General features: G+C 61.3%; 19 protein-coding genes. 12 read left to right on the top strand and 7 right to left on the bottom strand.

What is annotated here, in order from left to right:
• Entirely contained in the window at positions 1–822 is an 822-nt protein-coding gene (locus tag ACWFSR_RS08635; RefSeq protein WP_447522177.1) for a UbiA family prenyltransferase, read from the bottom strand.
• A gap of 68 nt (positions 823–890) precedes the next feature.
• On the opposite strand from ACWFSR_RS08635, the gene ACWFSR_RS08630 reads away from it, so the two are divergent.
• Together ACWFSR_RS08630 and ACWFSR_RS08625 are read left to right on the top strand one after the other, a co-directional pair.
• Positions 891–1361 carry a hypothetical protein gene (locus ACWFSR_RS08630; protein WP_307783856.1) on the top strand — a complete coding sequence of 157 codons (471 nt, stop codon included), beginning with the start codon at positions 891–893 and terminating at the stop codon, positions 1359–1361.
• 33 nt (positions 1362–1394) lie between these two features.
• A complete protein-coding gene (locus ACWFSR_RS08625; protein ID WP_447522176.1) occupies positions 1395–2585 on the top strand; it encodes a glycoside hydrolase family 3 N-terminal domain-containing protein in 1191 nt (396 codons plus the stop codon).
• A 25-nt stretch (positions 2586–2610) separates the two neighbouring features.
• Here ACWFSR_RS08625 and ACWFSR_RS08620 read toward each other — a convergent pair whose 3' ends face one another.
• The 4 genes from ACWFSR_RS08620 to ACWFSR_RS08605 form a co-directional block, all read right to left on the bottom strand.
• Entirely contained in the window at positions 2611–3654 is a 1044-nt protein-coding gene (locus ACWFSR_RS08620) for an FUSC family protein (protein WP_447522175.1), read from the bottom strand.
• Entirely contained in the window at positions 3651–5447 is a 1797-nt protein-coding gene (locus ACWFSR_RS08615; protein WP_447522174.1) for a glycoside hydrolase family 15 protein, read from the bottom strand. The genes ACWFSR_RS08620 and ACWFSR_RS08615 overlap by 4 nt, the downstream gene beginning before the upstream one ends.
• 79 nt (positions 5448–5526) lie before the next feature.
• Positions 5527–6579 (bottom strand): App1 family protein, encoded by a 1053-nt coding sequence (locus tag ACWFSR_RS08610; protein WP_197105856.1) that lies wholly within the window; start codon positions 6577–6579, stop codon positions 5527–5529.
• 59 nt (positions 6580–6638) lie between these two features.
• Positions 6639–7322 (bottom strand): SOS response-associated peptidase, encoded by a 684-nt coding sequence (locus ACWFSR_RS08605; RefSeq protein WP_447522173.1) that lies wholly within the window; start codon positions 7320–7322, stop codon positions 6639–6641.
• A gap of 103 nt (positions 7323–7425) precedes the next feature.
• Here ACWFSR_RS08605 and ACWFSR_RS08600 point away from each other — a divergent pair, with 103 nt between their 5' ends.
• From ACWFSR_RS08600 to ACWFSR_RS08580, 5 genes are all read left to right on the top strand, one after another.
• Positions 7426–8076 (top strand): TetR/AcrR family transcriptional regulator, encoded by a 651-nt coding sequence (locus tag ACWFSR_RS08600; protein ID WP_197105854.1) that lies wholly within the window; start codon positions 7426–7428, stop codon positions 8074–8076.
• Positions 8077–8205: 129 nt separating this feature from the next.
• On the top strand, positions 8206–9033 hold the full coding sequence (locus tag ACWFSR_RS08595; protein WP_197109821.1) for an ABC transporter ATP-binding protein: 828 nt from the start codon (positions 8206–8208) through the stop codon (positions 9031–9033).
• On the top strand, positions 9030–9707 hold the full coding sequence (locus ACWFSR_RS08590) for an ABC transporter permease (protein WP_197105852.1): 678 nt from the start codon (positions 9030–9032) through the stop codon (positions 9705–9707). The genes ACWFSR_RS08595 and ACWFSR_RS08590 overlap by 4 nt, the downstream gene beginning before the upstream one ends.
• Positions 9704–10456, top strand: coding sequence for an ABC transporter permease (locus ACWFSR_RS08585; protein ID WP_197105851.1), 753 nt, complete (start codon positions 9704–9706; stop codon positions 10454–10456). Before ACWFSR_RS08590 ends, ACWFSR_RS08585 begins: the two co-directional genes overlap by 4 nt.
• A gap of 2 nt (positions 10457–10458) precedes the next feature.
• A complete protein-coding gene (locus ACWFSR_RS08580; protein WP_197105850.1) occupies positions 10459–11370 on the top strand; it encodes an ABC transporter substrate-binding protein in 912 nt (303 codons plus the stop codon).
• Between the two features lie 83 nt (positions 11371–11453).
• Here ACWFSR_RS08580 and ACWFSR_RS08575 read toward each other — a convergent pair whose 3' ends face one another.
• Both ACWFSR_RS08575 and ACWFSR_RS08570 read right to left on the bottom strand, forming a co-directional pair.
• The gene (locus tag ACWFSR_RS08575) at positions 11454–12134 is read right to left on the bottom strand and encodes a DedA family protein (protein WP_447523440.1); all 681 of its coding nucleotides are present in this window, start codon (positions 12132–12134) and stop codon (positions 11454–11456) included.
• 73 nt (positions 12135–12207) lie between these two features.
• Positions 12208–12972, bottom strand: coding sequence for an aminotransferase class IV (locus tag ACWFSR_RS08570; protein ID WP_197109822.1), 765 nt, complete (start codon positions 12970–12972; stop codon positions 12208–12210).
• 11 nt (positions 12973–12983) lie between these two features.
• On the opposite strand from ACWFSR_RS08570, the gene pabB reads away from it, so the two are divergent.
• The 5 genes from pabB to ACWFSR_RS08545 all read left to right on the top strand — a co-directional run bounded on the left by pabB (position 12984) and on the right by ACWFSR_RS08545 (position 20679).
• Positions 12984–14351: an aminodeoxychorismate synthase component I gene (pabB, locus tag ACWFSR_RS08565; RefSeq protein ID WP_447522172.1), complete on the top strand. Its 1368-nt coding sequence runs from the start codon at positions 12984–12986 to the stop codon at positions 14349–14351.
• Positions 14352–14526: 175 nt separating this feature from the next.
• Positions 14527–17133: a leucine--tRNA ligase gene (gene leuS, locus ACWFSR_RS08560; protein ID WP_447522171.1), complete on the top strand. Its 2607-nt coding sequence runs from the start codon at positions 14527–14529 to the stop codon at positions 17131–17133.
• Between the two features lie 23 nt (positions 17134–17156).
• The gene (locus ACWFSR_RS08555; protein ID WP_447522170.1) at positions 17157–17537 is read left to right on the top strand and encodes a hypothetical protein; all 381 of its coding nucleotides are present in this window, start codon (positions 17157–17159) and stop codon (positions 17535–17537) included.
• Between the two features lie 179 nt (positions 17538–17716).
• Complete coding sequence (locus ACWFSR_RS08550; RefSeq protein ID WP_447522169.1) at positions 17717–18307, top strand: helix-hairpin-helix domain-containing protein; 591 nt, start codon at positions 17717–17719, stop codon at positions 18305–18307.
• Positions 18304–20679, top strand: coding sequence for a ComEC/Rec2 family competence protein (locus ACWFSR_RS08545; RefSeq protein WP_447522168.1), 2376 nt, complete (start codon positions 18304–18306; stop codon positions 20677–20679). Before ACWFSR_RS08550 ends, ACWFSR_RS08545 begins: the two co-directional genes overlap by 4 nt.
• Positions 20680–20711 lie beyond the last annotated feature (32 nt).

Below are 20711 nucleotides of genomic sequence, written 5' to 3'. Positions count from 1 at the left end.
TTAGCTGAGCTGCGGTGCCGACAGCAACAAGAGCACCACGCTAATCAGCGCCGCGGCGATGCTGAGGCGAAACAGCATCCGCTTCATGATGTTGCGGGCGATGAGCGTCAGGCTCACGACGGCAATCGCGAGGATCGCGGCGACGCCGAGATAGCCGACGATGGTGGGTGGTGTGCCCGGTCCGAACACAATGGTGAGCGATGCGGCCACGAGGCTGACCGCAATGATGATTCCGGATGCTCGGGAGCCAAGGTAGTGCGGCAACCCCCGCACACCGGTCTCCCGATCATCCTCCAAATCCGGAAGCACGTTGCTGAAGTGCGCGGCCACGCCGAGCAGCGACCCGGCGGCGATCACCCACGCCGCTGCGAGGTGCGGCGGTTGCGCGGCCAGTGTCACGATGGCGGGCAGGGCCCCGAAGCCGGTGATGTACGGCACGACGGAGGCAGCCGTCGACTTGAGTCCGAGGTTGTAGAACCAGCCGCTGGCGAGAAAGACAGCATGGGCGAGAGCGGCGAGCGGGCCAAGAGTCAACGACAGACCGACGGATGCCACTGCCGAGACGATGGCAATGGTCGCCACGAGTCGTGTCGACACTTCGCCGCTCGCGATGGGTTTGTCTGTGCGTCCGGTGCGGCGATCGCGGGCGACATCAAGCCAGTCGTTGGAGAGTCCAACGGAGATCTGGTTGAGCAGAATCATGACCGTCACTACAGCAACGTGCCAGCCGTCGAGGCCGGCACCCCACGCCAACGCGCACGCAATGAGGGTTACGGCAACGGTGGGTCCAGGGTGGGTGGACCGGGCAAGGGCGCGCAACATGAGGCAAGAGTAACGTTTGGCACGAGTCGTGATGCTTACTCACAGACATTGTGTCCTATGTTGATCCTGTGAGTGATGTTTTTGATGCTTCGGTGCTCGCCGCCAAGCTGCCAGGTACGTGGGCGATTGCGGCGACCAATTTTCCGATGTGGCTCGATGGCACCCGTCACAATCCTGAGTTCACCTATGAGCCTGCAGAGGGCGAAGAGCTCACGCTTTCCGACACGGTCAGCTACACCACCCGTTCCGGCGAAACGAAGACAATCGTGGGCACAGACCGGCTGCTGGGCGACGAATTTGTGTGGCGCGGTCAGGGCTGGCTCAAAGTGTTGACGAGCCGCTGGCAGGTAGTCGGGGCCGATGACGCTTTCGACACCGTTGTGTTGCGGTTCTCGCGGTCGAGGCTTACCCCGTCGGGGATCGACATCATTACGCGCAAAAATGTCGAGGTGCCCGACGTGCGCACGACGGTCGCCCATGCAACAGACGAGTTTGGCCTCACCGCCGAAGATTTCGCCTCCCTCACGTGGCTTTCTTAACCTCGGTTTTCTGATCCCGGGTACCATCGCAGCATGACGAGTGCGCGCCGACTTCCTGCGTTTGCGGTCGCACTTGCTGTCGCCGTCGCGCTCGTCGGCTGCACGGCCACCACGCAGTCTGCCGTCGTGCCAGCACCGACCTTTGCGCCGCGTGCGGATCCGGTGCAGGCCGATCCGATTGCGCAGTATGCCCGCGATCGTCTCTCCACGATGACGGTGAGGCAAAAAGTCTTGAGCATGCTCATGGTGCACATTCCGGGAGTGTCTCCGGCCGAGCGGATCAGCGCGGAGTTCGCGGATGTCGGTGGCTTCATCCTGATGGGCGACAACATCCCGAGCACGCTCAGCCAGCTCACCGCGGACACCGCAGCACTCAGTGACGAGGCTGGCTTGCCAGTATTGGTCGCCACCGACCAGGAGGGCGGCATCGTGCGTCGCGTTCCGACGGATGACGCGGCATCGGCCAATGAACTGCGCGATCGTGACCCGCAAGCCACCTTCGACGCCTTTGCCCAACGCGGCGCCCTGCTCGAGTCGGTGGGGGTGTCAGTCAACTTCGGAATCGTCGCCGACGTGGCAAGCGACCAATCAAGCTTTATCTACGAACGCTCGTTTGGCGGCACGGGGGCGGATGCCGGGGCTCGCGTCGCCGAGGCGGTGGAGGGTGAATCTCCGATTCTTTCCACTCTCAAACACTTTCCGGGTCACGGGGCAGCGGCGGGGGACTCACACTCGAGTATTCCGACGACTGCGCTGTCATTTGACGACTGGAAATCCACTCACGCGGTGCCGTTCGAAGACGGCATCGCCGCCGGCGCACCGCTCGTGATGTTTGGGCACCTTCAGTTCACCGCGGTTGACCCGGAGCCGGCCACCTTTTCGGCACGCTGGCATGACATCCTGCGCGACGATCTGGGGTTTGATGGGGTGTCAATCACCGATGACATGGGCATGCTGGAACGCTCCGGAGTAGCGGAATATTCCGACCAGATCGCTAACGCGGTGCGCGCTATCGAGGCGGGCAACACGATGCTCCTGTATGTCGGCGCTGTTGATGCTTCCGGCATCGTGACGGCCGTGTCGCACGCTATTGACGAGGGTGAACTCGACGAAGCTGTCATCGACGAGGCTGCGCTGAAGCTACTCGAATTGCGCCGCGGCCTATCGGGCGAGACCGGTCGCTTCGTGCACTGTCTCGCTGACTGCGTCACGATCGCAGGCTGACGAACGACGCTCGCCGGCTCAATTGCTAGCCGGTTGGCTTGTCGCCGACGATTTCTTCGTGCACGCGACGAACATCCTCCAGTAGTGAACCGATCAAGATCCAGTGCTGCGGATGCGGTGTCAACACAGTGAGCGGAGCGGTGAGAGTAAGCAGTTCCCGCGTCGGAGGCGCGGCTTCTCGCTCGCTCGGGGAACGGCCACGCAGCCGCAGGTCGTGGGCGGCGCGTTCGAGCTCGCCCGCGATAGACAGCGCAACGGGGTCGGTCGCGAGGTCGGAGTCGTAGCGGTCGTGAATGGCACGCGCCATCCCGAGCGTTCGTGTCACAAGCACGGTGAGCATCGTGAAGAGCTCCCGGTCGCGGTGCAGCATCCGGTGGTGTTTGCTGCGCCGGGGATTCAACGTCAAGCTGTCTGCACCCTTGCGCAGGGCGGCGGCGGCGGCGTCGCGAAGCTCTTTGAGGTGGCGTGAGTCGGCAAGCAAAACATCGAGTTCGGCATCCGTTTTTGGTGCGCGTAGTGCGGAAGCGAGGGATTCTAGCGCAGCTGCGGTGTGCTTAGTGAGCAGTGACACCGCAGTGTGCGCGGGACTCACGATGACGGGCGCAACAATCGCAAGGTTCACGATGAGACCGATCATGGCGCCGATGATCGTCTCGATTATGCGATCAACGGCATATTCAGCATTCTGGCCACCCAGCGCGATCACCAGCATGGCACTGATGGGAATCTGGTTGGCAGACCCCGCACTGAGTTTCAACGCCCACGCGAGCACCACTGCAAGCACGATCACCATCAGGATGACCCAGCTGGAGTCTCCGAAGAGTTGCCCAGCCCCGAGAGCGATAACGACTCCCGCGACCACACCGATGCTGCGCTCGAGGCCCTTTTCGATCGACTGCGTGACGCTGGGCTGCACCACAAGCAGCGCCGCGATCGCGGCGAAAATGGGAAGCGGTTGTTGCACGACGAAGCCCGCTACAAGCCACGCAATAATTGCTGCGACAGATGTTTTAACTACCTGCAGCAGCGGAGAACGACGTGCAATAACGAGCGTCGTTACAAACTTCACCGGGGCATCTTTGCTTCCGAAATTGCATCGGCGGCGCGCACGAGTGCCAAGTGGCTGAGTGCTTGAGGGGTGTTTCCCGCCTGGCGGTTGTTCACGGTGTCGTATTCCTCGCTGATGAGTCCGACGTCGTTCGCAAAGCCGACGAGACGATCCATGAGAGTCGTCGCATCATCCATCCGGCCGGAGGAGGCGTACTGCTCAACCAACCAGAAGGAACACGTGAGGAACGGGTTTTCGCCATCAGGCAACCCGTCGACGCCACTTTCGGTGAGGTAGCGCAACACGAGCCCATCGGAGAGCAGCTCTTCTTCAATCGCAGCGACTGTTCCCAGCATGCGGGGGTCATCAGCGGCAAGGTAGCCGACCTGGGGGAGTTGCAGTAGCGACGCATCGACTCCGGTGCCACCGTAATACTGCGTGTAGGTGCCGCGTTCGGCATCCCAGCCTTCGCGCTCGATTTCTTGGTGAATCTCTTCGCGGATCTCTTTCCACGTCTCAATGGGGCCATCGAGACCGAACTCTTCGACGGCAGTGATCGCGCAGTCCATCGCGGCCCACAGCATGACGCGAGAGTGAGTGAAGTGACGTTCTGGCCCGCGGATCTCCCAGATGCCGTTATCGGGGCGTTTCCAATTGTCTTGAACGTGAGACATGAGGGCACGCTGCAGGGGCCACGAAAAGTCGTTCTCGTGCACGCCGGAGCGTCGAGCAGCCTGAAGGGCCACCATAACTTCGCCAAAAACATCGCCTTGGAACTGGTCGAACGCGCCGTTGCCCACACGAACGGGCGACGCGCCCTCGTAGCCGGGCAGAGAGGTGAGTTCGCGCTCTTCGAGCCAACGTTCTCCCGACAGTCCGTACATAATTTGAACATCGGCGGGGTCACCAGCAATGGCGCGGAGCAACCACCGGCGCCAGTCTTCGGCCTCGGAAACATAACCGTGGTCGAGCAGAACGTGAAGAGTCAGTGCCGCGTCGCGGAGCCAGACGTAGCGGTAGTCCCAGTTGCGGGTGCCGCCGAACCACTCCGGGAGACTGGTCGTCGCCGCAGCCACGATTCCGCCGGTGTCTTCGTGGGTGAGCACGCGGAGAACCAGTAGCGATCGTTTGACGATCTCGCGATACTGTTCCGTCGGCTCGCAATGAGCCGACCAGTTGAGCCACCACTGACTTGTGGTCTCGAGCACAGAATCCACGTTGACATCGGCGGGTGGATTGCGGTGCGCGGGGTACCACGTCATGGTCAAGTCGCGAACCTCGCCAGCGCTCACGGTGAATTCACCACGGTGCGTGTGGTCTGACGCGTGCATCTCAACGCCGCGAGCAACGATGGCATCGGGACCAGCAACGCCGATGATGGCGTGACCGCCCGATTCGGGCGCTTGGTGCAGCCACGGCAAAGCGGTGGCGTAGCCAAAGCGAATCAACAGTTCGGCGTACATCTCCACGCTGCCGCGGATTCCGCGCACGCGGCGGATGACATCGGCCCGCCGGTTGCCGTGCGGCATGAAGTCAGTGACTTCAACTTCGCCGTCTTCCGTCACCCAGTTGGTGACGAGGATGAAGGTGTTGTCTTGGTACTTGCGCGTGGTCGTGACGGTAGCGGGAGCATCCACGCTCGCCCGCGGAGCCACTAACCAGCGGCCATGGTCCTCGTTGCCAAGCAACGCTCCAAACATCGATGCGGAGTCGAATCTCGGAAAGCACAGCCAGTCAATACTGCCGTCTTTTCCGATGAGGGCAGCAGTCTGACAGTCGCCGATGAGGGCATAGTCTTCGATAGGTAACGCCATTGTTCAATCATTGCAGCGTAAAAGGCCGTGACCCTGTACATCGGTGCATCGTGCGCCAAATTTAACAAAAAATGTGACGTTAGTCGTTGATGAGACCGAGTTCACGCAGCTCAATAGCAAGGCGTGCACCGTCTGGCGCAAAACGCCACGGGATCGAGGACGTGTCTTCGTCCTCTGCCGACCGGCTACGTCCACCGGCGAGAACTGCTTCACCGGTCGAGAGCTGGCGGATGGCGACGGCGGAGACGTTGTCGGGATGACTACGAGCGAATTCGCCATAGATCTCTTCGTCATGTTGGCCATCGTCGCCTACAAGGAGCCACTTCACGTTCGGAAACTCTGCGGCTAGACGTCGCAGCTCGGCACGTTTGTGCTCAGCGCCGCTGCGGAACCAACGATCGTGGGTTGGCCCCCAGTCGGTGAGCAGCATTGCTCCGCGCGGGTAGAGATTGCGCCGAAGAAAGCGAGTGAGAGTTGGGGCCACATTCCACGCGCCGGTCGAGAGATAAATCACGGGAGCGATGGGGTTCGCGCGAGCGATCCTGTCGTACAGCACGGCCATGCCCGCTACCGGGCGTCGGGCGTGTTCGTCGAGCACGAAGGTGTTCCAGGCGGCGAGAAGCGGGCGAGGAAGCGCGGTAACCATGACGGTGTCATCGACGTCAGAGATCACGCCGAAAGTCGACTGGGGGTCCACTACGAAGATGTGGGCGGTCGCGGGCTCCGCACCAGCGGAATCAAGGGTGGCGGTCTGCCAGCCGGGGCTGAGGGTGGCACTAATTTGAGTATCAATAACGCCACCGCGGCTCGGGGTGACTTCCACTTTCGTTCCGCCGATGGTCACGGTGACGACTTCGTCATCAACGGGGATGCTGAAGAAACTGCGCCAGCCACGTACTTTCTCGGCGCGCTTCTTTGATGTCTCGGTTCCTCGAGTCAGCACTACACGGCACAGCACTCGGGCCCAGCCGGGAGCACCATAACTGCTGTACGGGATGATCGTGGTGGTGAGGCCGCGCTTGCGACCACGACGTTCGCGCCACCGGTGAAACGAATCCTCGATGCGGGCGGCTCGATGAAGGAACTCGCCCGCCGTTTTCGACGGAGTGCTGGATGTGCTGGTTCGAGCCATTACTCCAGCCTAGGGCGACTGGTGGTCATCCGGGGTGCACATGCGTTCGCTCTGGTGGCCTAACGCTGCGGCTCAGCGCGCAATTGTTCACTCAACGTTGCGGATGCGGTAACCATCGCGTCGACCAATAACCGGTCACCACGGGTGTGAGGGTCGATCCATTCGTCGATTGCGTCCTTAGCGACAATGACCGGCATCCGATCGTGGATGTCGGCAAGTGCTCCGGTTGCCGCCTGCGTCAACATTGTGGTCGTCAGATGCCAGCGCGCGGGATCACTCGGGGCGGCCGCGGGATCTTTCCACCATGAGTAGAGGCCGGCGAAGAAGAGGAGTCCTTGGGGCGGCGCTATGTAATAGGGGACAGGTTTCGGCCCGCTCTTGTGCGTTTCGAAGTACCCGATCGCGGGCAACACGGCACGTTGGTTGATTACGGCGGAGCGAAAAGTAGGTTTCTCGGTCACTGTCTCGCTGCGAGCGTTGAAGGTTGGATACTTTCCGCGCAGTACGGGAGAGAACGGGGGAGTAAGCCACCACTGGGCGAGTGCGGCTCGGGGGATCACCTCTGACTCCGAATCGTCGCGGTCGCTCACCGTCTTGAGCAGGATCGGCACCTGATCGGTCGGCCGCACGATGGGGGTCGCTAGCCAGTCAGCTTGCCACTCCTCAGGTGGTCTACCGGTCGCCGAAACAAATTCGGTGATCATCTGATTCACCGTGTCGTCCATAGCAAATCGACCGCACATATATGGATTTTACGGCTCTTTGTCAGAAAAAGTGAGCTTCTACCCCACGTAGAACAATCGTTCTAAAGGTTAGGATTGATCAGACACCGAGAAGGGGGCCATTGTGTCCGCACAAACAAGCACCGTTGAAATCGTGACTGAACCAGCAGTCTCGCTACGCAACGAGCCCGTGCAAGCACGAAGCACAGCTCGTCTAACCGCACTACTTGATGCAGCTGCATCCATCGTCGACGAGGTCGGCATTGAGCGACTCACCACCGCTATGGTTGCCGAACGCGCGGGAGCGTCGATCGGTACCGTTTACCGTTACTTCCCCGACCGCATCGTTCTGCTTCAGGCTTTGGGTTCGCGCAACTTTGAGCGCGTCATGACTCGCATCACAGATGCGATTAACGACCCAGCCCACACTGACTGGCGTACAGCGCTGAGCACCGCGTTCGAGTCCGTTATTTACACGTACCGCACCGAACCGGGCTTCCGCGGATTGCGCGTAGGAGATCAACTTGACTTGCGCCCGCTGCCGAACGGCCGCACGCACAAGTCGTTGGTTGCTGAGCGCATCGTTGAAGCACTGTCGGCTCGTTTTGGCGTAGAGAACTCTGCGGCAACGCGGTTCACGCTTGAAGCGGCTCTCGAGATGAGTGATGCCCTTGTGGCGCGCGCATTCTTGATGAACCCCCAGGGCGATGACGAATTCATTACGGTGAGCACCTCGTATGTTCGAGGCTTCATCGTGGAGAACATCGGCTGGTAGTTCAGTTCGCTCTCTGCGAATTTGCCTTAGTTATGCCCAATCGGGAATGACAGCGGCGTCGAATACTGTTTAGCTAATAGTGCTGGCAAGTGTCGATCCGCGTAGAGGCGCGAGGAATGAGCCGAAATTATGATTGAATTTCGAGCAGTAACCAAGCGTTTCCCCGATGGGACAGTGGCCGTAGAAGACTTTAATCTCGTGATTCCGTCACGCAAGATTACGGTCTTCGTCGGCTCGTCCGGCAGCGGCAAGACAACGCTGCTGAGAATGATCAACCGCATGGTCGATCCCACGGACGGCGACATCGAGATCGATGGCGTCAGCATCATGAGCAAAGAACCCGTAGCTCTGCGGCGCAGCATTGGCTACGTTATGCAGAACTCCGGGCTTCTTCCGCACTTCAAAGTGATCGATAACGTCACTACGGTGCCCATGCTTAATGGCGTGCCGAAAAAGAAGGCGCGCGAGCAAGCGCTCGAACTGCTCGATACGGTTGGCCTCGGCCGCGGTTTGGCAGACCGCTACCCGAGTCAGCTTTCAGGTGGGCAACAGCAGCGCGTCGGTGTGGCGCGCGGTCTTGCCGCCGACCCCAACATCCTGCTGATGGATGAGCCCTTCGGCGCGGTTGACCCGATTGTGCGAGCGGAGTTGCAGCAAGAAACTATTCGGCTGCAGCATGAGCTCGATAAAACGATCGTGTTTGTGACGCACGACATCGACGAAGCATTCTTGCTCGGCGATCAGGTTGTCATTCTCGAAAAGGGCGCCAAGATCGCTCAAGTTGGCAGCCCCACCGAAATCATGGCAGCTCCTGCCAGCGATTTTGTGGCCAATTTCATCGGCACCGACCGCGGCAAGCGTGCGCTCACGCTCAAGAAAACCGCGAACGGCACGATTCTTGTCGACAGTGAAGGCCGCGGCGCCGGCGTTCTTGTAGGAGGGTCAGAGCTCGCGTGACCTGGATCATCAATAATCTTGATCTGATCTGGGGCCTCACGCTCGAACACGTTCGGTTGAGTATTTTGCCGATCGTTCTTGGCTTCCTCATTTCGATCCCCCTCGGGTGGCTGGCGTATCGCTTCAAGCTCACTCGGGGCATTCTGCTGACCCTCGCTGGTCTGCTCTATACGATTCCCTCGCTCGCGCTTTTCGTGATCCTTCCACCCTTCTTGGGCATCAGCTTCTTGAGCGAGCTCAACATCACGATCGCGCTCACGCTGTATGCGGTGGCGATCATGGCTCGCTCGGTGGCGGATGCTCTGGCCTCGGTTGACCCTGCAATCCGTCAATCAGCGACCGCCGTCGGGTTCGGCGGCTGGCGTCGTTTCTGGACAGTGGACTTTCCGCTCGCGGGCCCCGTCGTACTCGCCGGCCTCCGTGTCGCCGCGGTGTCGACGGTGAGTCTGGTTACCGTCGGAATCCTGATCGGTGTCGAGAGCCTCGGCTACCTCTTCACTAACGGCTTTCAGCGTCGCATTCTGGAAGAGATCTTCGCTGGCGTGGTCATGACCGTGATCGTCGCATTGCTCATTGACCGTGGGCTTGTGCTTCTTGGGCGGCTGCTCATGCCGTGGGCTTCTGTTTCGAAGAAGAAGTCGCCTGCTCCCGCACTGGAAGGAGCACCCGCGTGAACCTTCTCGCCGAAGCGCTGCAGTGGCTGTTCTCTCCTGAGCGCCTTGAGGGCAGCAACGCCATCCCGTTGCGTCTCGAAGAACACCTTTTTTACACCTCCATTTCCGTGATTATCGCGGCGCTCATTGCAGTGCCGCTCGGCTTCTACATCGGGCACACGGGCAAGGGTCGCGACTTTGCTGTCGGGCTGTCAGGAGCGGCACGAGCGCTACCGTCGTTCGGGCTCATCCTGCTTCTCGTGTTGTTGATCGGCGTAACCTCGGTCCAACTCCAGCTCGCCGCGATCACCGCGTTTGTACTGCTCGCTATTCCCTCGATTTTGGCCGGTGCCTATGCGGGAATTGAGGCGGTAGACCGTCGAGTGATCGATTCTGCTCGTGCAGTCGGCATGACGGAATGGCAGATCCTGTGGAAGGTGGAGGTTCCGCTCGGGCTCCCACTGCTGATCGGTGGGCTCCGCGCCGCAACCCTGCAGGTGGTCGCGACGGCAACTCTCGCGGCCTACGTGGGTCTCGGCGGTCTCGGGATATACATTTTCCGCGGGCTACCGCTTCAGCGCTATGACGAGATGCTGGGCAGCGCACTACTCATTGCGGCGTTAGCGCTCGTGCTCGATGGTGTTTTCGCACTCCTCCAGCAATTCGCGATTCCCCGCGGAGTTTCGGCTGGGCGTGCTAAAGATGTCCGAACGTCGTCACCTCGACGACGTCCGGTGGCAGCAAAAGTTGCCCAAGAAAGAAGAGGATAGAAATGTTCACAGCTAAGAACAAAGGCCGGCTCGCGCTTGGCGCCGCCGCGGTCGGGGTTGCAATTGCCCTGTCAGGGTGTGCAACTAGTGATCCCCTGGACACTGGATCGAGTGATGACAACGCCTCTAGCGACACCATCGTCGTAGGATCGCAGGCTTATTACTCCAACGAAATCATTGCGGAAATCTACTCGCAGGCACTCGAAAACGCCGGCTTTGATGTGGAGCGTCAGTTCCAGATCGGTCAGCGCGACGCCTACCTTCCTGCTCTTGAAAGCGGCGAAGTAGACATCATGCCCGAGTACACGGGAAACCTTCTCCAGTTCTACAGCGCCGACACCACGGCTACCGCTTCAGACGAGGTCTATGCAGAGCTCGCTGGCGCACTTCCTGAGGGTCTCACCGTTCTCGATCAGGCATCTGCCACCGATCAGGACTCCTACAACGTGACTGCTGACTTCGCCGCCGACAACTCGTTGACGACTCTTGCCGATCTCGCGGGTGTCAGTGACCTTCAGCTCGGTGGAAACGCTGAACTCGAAGAGCGTCCCTACGGTCCCGCAGGACTCCAGGACGTGTACGGCGCCACCGTCGGCTTTACGGCCACCGGTGACACCACGGTTGACGCCCTCGTAGCGGGAACGATCAATATGGCCAACGTGTACAGCGCTGACCCGCGCATCCAGACGGAAGGCCTTGTCACCTTGGCCGACCCCGAGGGCCTGTTCTTGGCTTCGAACGTAGTTCCGATCGTCAATGCAGATATCGCTGACTCTGTTGCTGACGTGCTCAACGCTGTGAGCGCCAAGCTCACGCCTGAGGGCCTTGTTGCTCTCAACGTGCAGAGCACCGTTGACAAGATGTCGTCCGACGACATCGCTAGCGCATGGTTGAGCGAAAACGGTCTGAGCTAACGCAGGCTAAAAAACAACACACTGCTGGCTAGTCCAGCACCGAGGGGCGGATGCATGTGCATCCGCCCCTCGGTCGTTAACGCCTATTCGCTGTCCTGATGTTCCATGTGACGTTGTTGCGAGCGGTGCAGCAGTTTTTTGGCGATCACGGTGCCGATGGCGAGAACCGCGACGATCGCGACGAAGACGTAGCCCGCGTAGTGGAGTTGATCGAGAAGCTCACGAAAACTGCCTGCCGTGAGCGCGCCGACCGAAACGTAGGCGATCGACCAGATGCTCGTCGCAGGCACGGTCCACGCCATAAAGGTGCGGTAACGCATCGTGCTCATGCCCACTGTTACGGGAATCAGCGAGTGCAGCACGGGAAGAAATCGCGAGATGAAGACGGCAATGCCACCGCGGCGTCCGAGATAACGCTCGGCCTGCACCCAGTGTTGTTCGCCAATGCGTTTACCCAGCCGCGAGTGCCGAATCTTGGGGCCGAAATAGCGTCCGAGAGCAAAACCAACGCTCTCGCCAATGAGGGCTCCCACAATCACGACGGCGATCAGGATACTCGCCTCGAACACACTGCCTACCGCGCTGCTCGCCACTAGCACGACGGTGTCGCCGGGCACCAGAAGGCCAACCAAGATTGAAGTTTCCAACATGATGGCAACGCCAGCCAGAACCGTGCGCAGGACCGGGTCGACCGACTGCACCGTGTCGAGAACGTAGCTCAGCGCATCATTGACCCACTGACTGAAGCCACCAGCGGCAGCGATCGGCTCAGTGTTTAGGGCGAGGTCAACGAGATGCACAGATCGAGCCTAGCGAGCGAAGCCGAAAGCGAACTGGCTAAATGGGCCGAGCCAGAGCGCCAAGCCGCGTGCGCCACTGTTCGAGGCGACCAGGCTTTTCTGCCAGCTCCGGGCCATCGATCCATTTCGAGACAATACGGATGCCGTGCAGGGCATTCACCACCCACACTTCGGTGCCCTCCAGTTCTGCCGGGGTCACTGCTTCTTCGTGAGTATCGAGCCCGAGCGCCCGCGCCAAGGTGAGGACGCTGCGCGCCGTAACGCTATCGATTCGCTCGAACTCTGTCGGTGGGCCGCACAGGATCTCGCCGCGCCACCACAACACAGCGCTATAGGCACCCTCGATGACGTAGCCCTCTTCGGTGAGGAGTATCGCTTCGTCTGCTCCGTGGGCGCGGGCTCCCGCCTGCAACGCTCCCATCGCGTCGATATCGGGGCCCTTCACCGTGGGCTCAGTGCGCGGGTCATCACCCTGAAAGCTCGCAGCCGTGGCGGAACGGCGAAGTTCGGGGTTCGCGCGCAAGCGCAGAAAGAACTCGGCTCCGCGGAGCTCTACGCGCGGAAACCACGTGCCAGCGCGGGGGAGAGCGGCGATCGCAGCCGTGAAAAAATTGTCGGCAGTTTCTTGCTGGCTGGCGGGTACGGCATCCAGAAATCGTTGGCGGTGAAGATTGAGGGCGAGCACCGAACCTGACGTGACGAGCCACGAATCGGCAACGATCATCGGGGTTGCCGGCACCTCCTGAGGTGAGATCTCGAGGAGTTTGTCGTTCTGCCACCGATATATTGCGTCCGCACTCATAGGCTTAGGTTATGCGCTCTCGCGTCTTGACTGCTGACCTGCCGCGCTGGGTCGATCCCGCGGCGGTGTTTAGCGAACTTATGGCGCAGTGCGCTTCGGATGCTGCTGGCGCAGTCTGGCTCGACAGCGGTGCCGCGGCTCACTCTGGGCGCAGCTATCTCGCTGTGTCGAGCAGAGCCGTGCTGAGCACTGATCTCAACGAACCTGTTTTCGAGTGGATGCGGCGCGAGTTCACCATGCCGGAGGTCGATCACTCCGCCGCCCCCGCTGGCTTCCGTTTGGGCTGGATCGGGTGGCTGGGCTACGAACTGCGCGGCGAATCCCTCGGTGTGCCCATCACGACACCCGCAGCGACCCCGGATGCCGCCTGGCTGTGGGTAGACCGCGTCATTGTTTTCGATCACGGGTCTCAGTCGCTGAGCCTGCTCGCTCTCGGCGAGAGTTGGACGGGAGAGCTCGCGCAGTGGCGCGAGCGTATCGCGGCGCTCGTAGAGGCCGCGGCGACGCGCCCCACAGCTCCAGCTCCGGCGCCGACTTCAGCGCCCGTGCCCATCGCCGTCTGGCGCGACTCCGACTCCGAGTATCTCGAAATGATCGCGGCCTGCCAGCGGTCGATCGTTGAGGGCGATGCCTATCAGTTGTGTCTCACGACGAGCGTGCACGTCGACCACGTCGCCGATCCGGTAGCGACGTACCTCGCTTTGAGGCAGGTAAACCCGAGCCATCACGGCGGCTTCCTGCAGGTGGGGGAGACCGCCCTGCTCAGCTCAACGCCCGAACAGTTCTTGGCAATCGATCCCACGGGGCTGATCGAGACGAAGCCCATCAAGGGCACCCGTCGCCGCAGCACCGATCCTGCGGAAGACCAGCGGCTTGCCGCCGAGCTTCTCGCGAGCGACAAAGAACGCGCCGAGAACCTCATGATCGTGGACCTCATGCGCAACGATCTCGGTCGTGTCTGCGAGGTCGGGTCCGTTACGGTGCCGACGCTGTTCGCCGTGGAAAGCTACGCCACTGTGCACCAGCTCGTCAGCACCATCCGGGGTCAATTGCGCTCTGATGTCGGTGCCGTCGACGCGATCGAGGCATCCTTCCCGGCGGGATCAATGACGGGCGCCCCCAAACATTCGGCGACCCTCATTCTCGACACTCTCGAGCGTGCTCCGCGCGGCATCTACGCCGGGGTCTTCGGGTATGTGGGGCTCGACGGTGCCGTAGACCTAGCTATGGTCATCCGCTCCATCGTCATGGATGCTGGGGGCTCAACGATCGGCGCCGGCGGAGGTATTACGGCTCTCTCGGTGCCTGACGAAGAGCTCGCCGAGGTCAAGTTGAAAGCGGCAGCACTGCTGCGAGTGCTCGGTGTTCCGGCCGGCTAAGGCCCCGTGCATCCGCTCTCGGCTGTAGTGAACGACCGGTCTACCGTGCGGCTGTGTACTGTGAGAGACGTCAACTCATAGACAATGGAATTGCCCGACACTTTTTGGCCCCCTCGAGCGCGGCCGTGAGTTGGGTAATCTTAGATCTTCCCTGTAACGAATTGAGAGTGTTTACGTGACTGAGCAGCCCAACTTTGCTGGTGCACACGACGACCGCGATGGTGCCTCGGACTACGATGTAGCCGCCATCCACGCCAAGTGGCAAGCCAAGTGGGAAGAGCTCAAGCCGTTCGCGACGAGCGACCCGGACGACAAGCGTCCGCGCAAGTACATTCTTGACATGTTCCCGTACCCCTCGGGCGACCTGCACATGGGCCACGCCGAGGCGTATGCCTTTGGTGACATCGCGGCACGCTACTGGCGTCAGCGCGGTTTCAACGTTCTGCACCCCATCGGCTGGGACTCCTTCGGTCTCCCCGCCGAGAATGCCGCCATCGAGCGCGGTATCGACCCTCGTGGCTGGACGTACGACAACATCGACCAGCAGAAGAAGAGCATGAAGCTCTATGGCGTTTCCTTTGACTGGGATCGCGTTCTGCACACGAGCGACCCCGAGTACTACAAGTGGAACCAGTGGCTGTTCCTCAAGATGTACGAAAAGGGCCTCGCGTACCGCAAGGATTCCTGGGTCAACTGGGACCCGGTAGATCAGACTGTTCTCGCGAACGAGCAGGTTCTGGCTGATGGCACGTCCGAGCGTTCCGGCGCCGTCGTTGTCAAGAAGAAGCTCACGCAGTGGTACTTGAAGATCACCGACTACGCCGACCGTCTGCTTGACGACCTCAACCAGCTTGAGGGCGCATGGCCGTCGAAGGTTCTCACGATGCAGCGCAACTGGATCGGCCGCTCGGTCGGTGCGGATGTCGACTTCGAGATCGAGGGTCGTGACGAGAAGGTCACGGTCTTCACCACGCGCCCCGACACTCTCTACGGTGTGACCTTCTTGGTCGTCGCCCCCGACGGTGACTTGGCTGCTGAACTCGTGGAGACTGCGAGCGATGACGTGAAGGCGTCATTCGCTAGCTACCTCGAGCAGACGCAGAAGCAGACGGAGATTGAGCGCAAGGATGCCGGTCGCGAGAAGACCGGTATCCCTCTCGAGCGCTTTGCCATCAACCCGGTCACGGGCGAACGCATCCCGATTTGGGCTGCCGACTACGTGCTGGCTGATTACGGTCACGGCGCGGTTATGGCAGTGCCTGCCCACGACCAGCGCGACCTTGAGTTTGCGATCAAGTTCGACCTGCCGGTGCGTGTCGTTCTCGACACGAATGCGCCGATCACTGGCCTGATTCCTGTTCTCGAGCTCGACGAAAACGGCATGGCTATCCTCCCGGATGACCTGCCGCCGTTGAACCCGCGCGAGACAGGCAAGTCGCTGCAGGGTGATGGCCGCATGATCAACTCGGGCCCTCTCGATGGTCTGAGCAAGAACAATGCGATCAAGAAGGTCGTGGAGCAGCTTGAGGCTGCTGGCACCGGTCGTGCTGCGAAGACGTACCGTTTGCGCGACTGGCTGATCAGCCGCCAGCGTTTCTGGGGAACCCCCATCCCGATCATCCACGGTTCGGATGGCGAGCTGATTCCGGTTCCCTTCGATCAGCTGCCTGTTGAACTGCCGTCGACGGAGGGTCTCGACCTGAAGCCGAAGGGCAAGTCGCCTCTCGCCGCCGCCGAAGACTGGATCAACGTTGAAGACCCGCGCGATGGCAGCCCAGCTCTTCGCGACGCTGACACGATGGACACGTTTGTCGACAGCTCGTGGTACTTCTTGCGGTTCTTGTCGCCGAACGACTCTGAGCAGGCATTCGATCCGGCAGAGGCAGAGAAGTGGGCTCCCGTCGACCAGTACGTCGGTGGCGTTGAGCACGCGATTCTGCACTTGCTGTATTCGCGCTTCATCACCAAGGTGCTGTTCGACCTCGGCTACGTCAGCTTCACTGAGCCGTTCAGCGCGCTGCTGAACCAGGGCATGGTGCTGTCTGAGGGCAAGAAGATGTCGAAGCGCAGCCGCAAGGCCGTCACGTTCTCGGGCGAAATTGCCGAGCATGGTGCCGACGCACTGCGACTGACGCTGGCCTTCGCTGGCCCGCCCGAAGAGAACATCAACTGGGAAGACGTGTCGCCTGCGGCATCACACAAGTTCTTGGCTCGTGCTTTCCGTGTAGTGCGGGATGTCACGAGTGCTCCCGAGATTGAGTGGAAGACGGGCGACACGACGCTGCGTCGCGCCACCCACCGTTTCCTCGCTGATGGTCCTGGCCTCGCCGAGTCGTTGAAGTTCAACGTGCTCGTTGCTCGCATCATGGACCTCGTCAACGTGACGCGCAAGACGATCGACAGTGGCGCTGGCGGCGGAGACGCTGCGGTACGGGAAGCTGCTGAAGTCATCACGATCGCCCTGAGCCTGTTCGCTCCGCACACGGCAGAAGAGATGTGGGAGAAGCTCGGCTACGAGCCCACCGTCGCTCTCGCTGGTTGGCGCAAAGCTGACCCCTCGCTCCTCGTCGAAGATTCGGTCACGGCCGTAGTTCAGGTTGATGGCAAGGTCCGTGACCGCCTCGAGGTGTCGCCCAAGATCGACAGTGCTGACCTCGAAGCTCTTGCGATGGCATCCGAAGCGATCAAGCGCACCGTCGGTGACCGCGAGATCGTCAAGGTCATTGTGCGTGCGCCCAAGATCGTGAACATCGCGACTCGTCAACAGCCCGCCGACGGCTAAGCCAGGCTTCGAGGGGGAGAATCATGTCGAAAGTTTTCAACTTTTTCGGCCGTGTGGTCGGATTCGTAATGATCATCGGTTTCTTGGTTGGAATGCTTTGGATGTTCGGTTGGCTGACCCCATTGGGGCTCTCCGGGATTCTGGGCAGCGACGAGATCCAAGATCTGGAGCGTCCGGAGAAGGAAGCGATTGAGCCGGAGTCGGAAACACCCAGCGACGACAGCGTCGCCACACCGTGGCGGTGTAGTTGGTCTCCCACGATGAACGACGACTGGCATGATGATGTCGTGTGTCAGCGGGGCGCCGAAACGGCCCGACCGCGGCTGCTAACCGACTGGTCATACGTGACCCAAGACGACATGATGCTCGCAGCCCGTGAGTATGAGTCGGTCCTCAACGGCTGAGAGAGGTTTTTGACTTTCACAACGCTCTGTCAGAGTGTCTGCGAAATTGTCGAGATCATTGTGTGGGCGCGGAAGGTCGGGAGTATCGCGACTCGTCAACAACCAGCCGAAGGCTAAGACACTCCACATCCTTTAACTAGGCGCGCTCCGAGCGATCGGGGCGCGTTTAGTTTGTGGGGGTGGAAGAGTTTGAGCAGGCCCGTAAAGCGCGGCTACGGGTGCGCGTTGGCGCTGTCATCGTGGTGGTGCTCGTTGCGCTCGGCTGCGCCGTGCTCGCGACCGCACTCACAGGCAGCCCCACTGCCGTAGAGATTGCGCGCGGTGAACTGGGCTCGGGTGACGACGAGTTCGTGGTGGAATCGCCCGCGCTATTTGTGCACGTTACTGGGGCAGTGGCTCGCCCGGGGCTCTTCGAGCTGGCTGAGGGATCACGCGTGATCGACGCGATCGCTGCCGCTGGGGGTTTCACCGAAGACGCGAAGCAGGATCAACTCAATCTGGCGCGTGTGTTGACTGATGGAGAGCAGTTCGCCGTGCCCGCAGCTGGCGACGAGGCTGCCGCGGCCACGGCATCCGATGGACGAGTCAACCTGAATACCGCGGATGCCGCAGCCCTCGATACTCTGCCTCGTATCGGGCCCGCGATGGCCGCTCGCATTCTGGCGTGGCGTGAGGCAAACGGGCGCTTCACGAGCATCGATGATCTGCGCAACGTCGCCGGAATCGGAGACGCTACCTTCGACGGGTTGCGCGACCTGGTCACGGTATGAATCTCGACCTGCGGCTCAGCCTGCCCGTAGCGGCTGCGTGGCTTGTTGCCGTTGTCGTGATTGGGGTGCCGGGGTGGGCGCCTGCTGTCGCCATCGCATTGTGGCTTGCTGCCGGGGCGCTCATTGCGGGTGCGCTGCTGAGCCAACGGCGTTTTTTCGCGAGCGTCGCCTTGGGATGTGCTCTGGCCGCGTTGTGCTCCACGTCCGTCGCTGTTCATGCTGAGACACGTCAGCCCGAGGCGCTGGGCGAGCTGGCTGCGAAGCACACGACGGTTACTGTCATCGCGACAACCACCTCTGCCGTCAGGGACAGCGCCGACTTCTTTCAGGCAACCATCACCACTCTCGAGGCCGACGGCGAATCAATCCAACTCGAGTCGCCCGCTCTGATCTTCACGGAACGTAGCGGCTTTGGTGGGGTCGATGCCGCGCCTGCTGCACCGAAGCCCGCTCTAGACACATCGGATGGCGACCGCGAACCGTGGGGGATCGGCGTCACATTCACGGTCACGGGTACCTTGGCGAGCACTGCCCCGGGCGATGGGCGGGCAGTGCTGCTCTTCGCTACTGACGCGCCAGAGTGGCGGGCCGATCCTGACTGGCAATTCGACTGGGCGAATCAACTGAGACGCACGTTTGCGACTGCCACCTCGTCGTTGCCGGGTGGTGGTGGGGAACTTCTGGGCGGGCTCGCTATCGGCGATACAAGCGCCGTGAGCGATGATCTGGATGCCGCCATGAAGACAAGCTCGTTGAGTCACCTCACGGCGGTCTCGGGCGCGAACTGCGCAATAGTCGTCGGCCTCATCATGGCGCTCGGGGGAAGACTAGGAGCCCAACGCGTGGTGCGGATCGGGCTCTCGATCCTTGTGCTGCTTGCATTCGTGATTGTTGTCACTCCCGATCCGAGTGTGCTGCGCGCAGCACTCATGGCAACGTTCGTGCTGATCGCGCTCGGCAGCGGCAGGCCGATCCGAGGAATGGCGGTGCTGTCACTCGCGACGATCGCGCTCCTCGTTGTCGACCCATGGCTATCACGCAACTTCGCGTTCGTGCTCTCGGTGTTCGCCACGGCAGGCCTTCTGCTCTTTGCCGAGCCGCTCGCGCAGTTTTTGGGGCGTTGGATGCCGCGGTGGCTGTCACTGGTGATCGCCGTACCGTTGGCCGCCCAGCTGGCCTGCCAGCCCGTGCTGCTCCTGTTGCAGCCCTCGTTGCCCACCTATGGAGTTCTCGCCAACATGTTGGCGGCACCCGCAGCGCCCATCGCTACGGTGGTTGGCCTCGCGGCCTGCGTGGCGCTTTCCGTGATTCCGCTGATCGGATTAGCGCTCATGTGGATTGCGTGGCTTCCCTCCGCCTGGGTCGCGGCGGTGGCGGAGTTCTTTGCAGAAGCGCCGTGGGCCCGCATTCCTTGGTGGGACGGTTGGGTGGGCGTCGTGACGCTCAGCGTCCTGACGGCACTTCTCCTCGCGGCCCTCGTGGCCAGTGGAGTCTGGCGGGCCCACGCGCTGAGGTTGCTCGCGATCGCAACCACGTGTGCGCTTGCTGTCGTGGCGGGCTCAGCCGTGAGCGCCGCCGTGACCTGGCCGAGGGACTGGCAGTTCGCGCAGTGCGATGTCGGGCAGGGAGACGCGGTCGTCGTTCGTAGCGGCGGCACAACGGCACTTATCGACACCGGCGCTGAGCCTGAACTTCTCGAAAGTTGCTTGGAACGGTTATCAATAGACCACATTGACCTGTTGGTATTGACCCATTTCGATCACGACCATGTCGGCGGGACTGAGACAGTCGTAGGGCGGGTAGGCGCCGCCGTGGTTGGTCCGGTCAGTTCACCAGAAGACGAGGCTGTGCTGGAGGCTCTCGCGGCCGCAGGGGCAGCGGTAACGGAGGTTCACGCGGGAGACCGTGGTCAGCTCGGGGAACTGCAGTGGAGCATCCTGTGGCCGACTGCGCAACTGTCCGGCATAGAACCCGGTAATGACGCCAGCGTAGTCATCGAGTTTCGTCCGCGACCCGATTGCGTGGAGCAGTGCCTCAGCGCCGTGTTCCTCGGCGACCTTGGCGAGAGTGCTCAAGCGCGACTCACCGCGGCTCAGACATTCAGGCCAGTGGATGTCGTCAAAGTCAGCCATCATGGCTCTGGCGATCAATACCCGGCCCTCTACACCGAGCTAAAGGCCACCCTCGGACTCATCGGAGTCGGAGCGGACAACGGCTACGGGCATCCAACCGCTGATGCCCTCGCCATGCTCGACGATGCAGGCACCGCGGTGGCGCGGAGTGATCTCAGCGGACTGGTTTTAGTGTCACCTACCAGGCGCGCTGGAGTGGTTTCTTTGTGGTCTGAACGGGGAGCAGCCGTTTCACACTAGCGATGGTCGGCGCATGGCTGCTCCAGGAATCG

Source organism: Salinibacterium sp. NYA9b (assembly GCF_976973725.1).
The sequence above is the reverse complement of the archived record's forward strand: the minus strand, read 5'-3'. Positions and strand labels throughout refer to the sequence as shown.

Bases quoted from the DNA above. Each gene is read 5' to 3' on its own strand.
- ACWFSR_RS08635 (WP_447522177.1), bottom strand. From the start codon at position 822: ATGTTGCGCGCCCTTGCCCGGTCCACCCACCCTGGACCCACCGTTGCC.
- ACWFSR_RS08625 (WP_447522176.1), top strand. From the start codon at position 1,395: ATGACGAGTGCGCGCCGACTTCCTGCGTTTGCGGTCGCACTTGCTGTC.
- ACWFSR_RS08615 (WP_447522174.1), bottom strand. From the start codon at position 5,447: ATGGCGTTACCTATCGAAGACTATGCCCTCATCGGCGACTGTCAGACT.
- ACWFSR_RS08610 (WP_197105856.1), bottom strand. From the start codon at position 6,579: ATGGCTCGAACCAGCACATCCAGCACTCCGTCGAAAACGGCGGGCGAG.
- ACWFSR_RS08605 (WP_447522173.1), bottom strand. From the start codon at position 7,322: ATGTGCGGTCGATTTGCTATGGACGACACGGTGAATCAGATGATCACC.
- ACWFSR_RS08595 (WP_197109821.1), top strand. From the start codon at position 8,206: ATGATTGAATTTCGAGCAGTAACCAAGCGTTTCCCCGATGGGACAGTG.
- ACWFSR_RS08580 (WP_197105850.1), top strand. From the start codon at position 10,459: ATGTTCACAGCTAAGAACAAAGGCCGGCTCGCGCTTGGCGCCGCCGCG.
- ACWFSR_RS08570 (WP_197109822.1), bottom strand. From the start codon at position 12,972: ATGAGTGCGGACGCAATATATCGGTGGCAGAACGACAAACTCCTCGAG.
- pabB (WP_447522172.1), top strand. From the start codon at position 12,984: ATGCGCTCTCGCGTCTTGACTGCTGACCTGCCGCGCTGGGTCGATCCC.
- ACWFSR_RS08555 (WP_447522170.1), top strand. From the start codon at position 17,157: ATGTCGAAAGTTTTCAACTTTTTCGGCCGTGTGGTCGGATTCGTAATG.
- ACWFSR_RS08545 (WP_447522168.1), top strand. From the start codon at position 18,304: ATGAATCTCGACCTGCGGCTCAGCCTGCCCGTAGCGGCTGCGTGGCTT.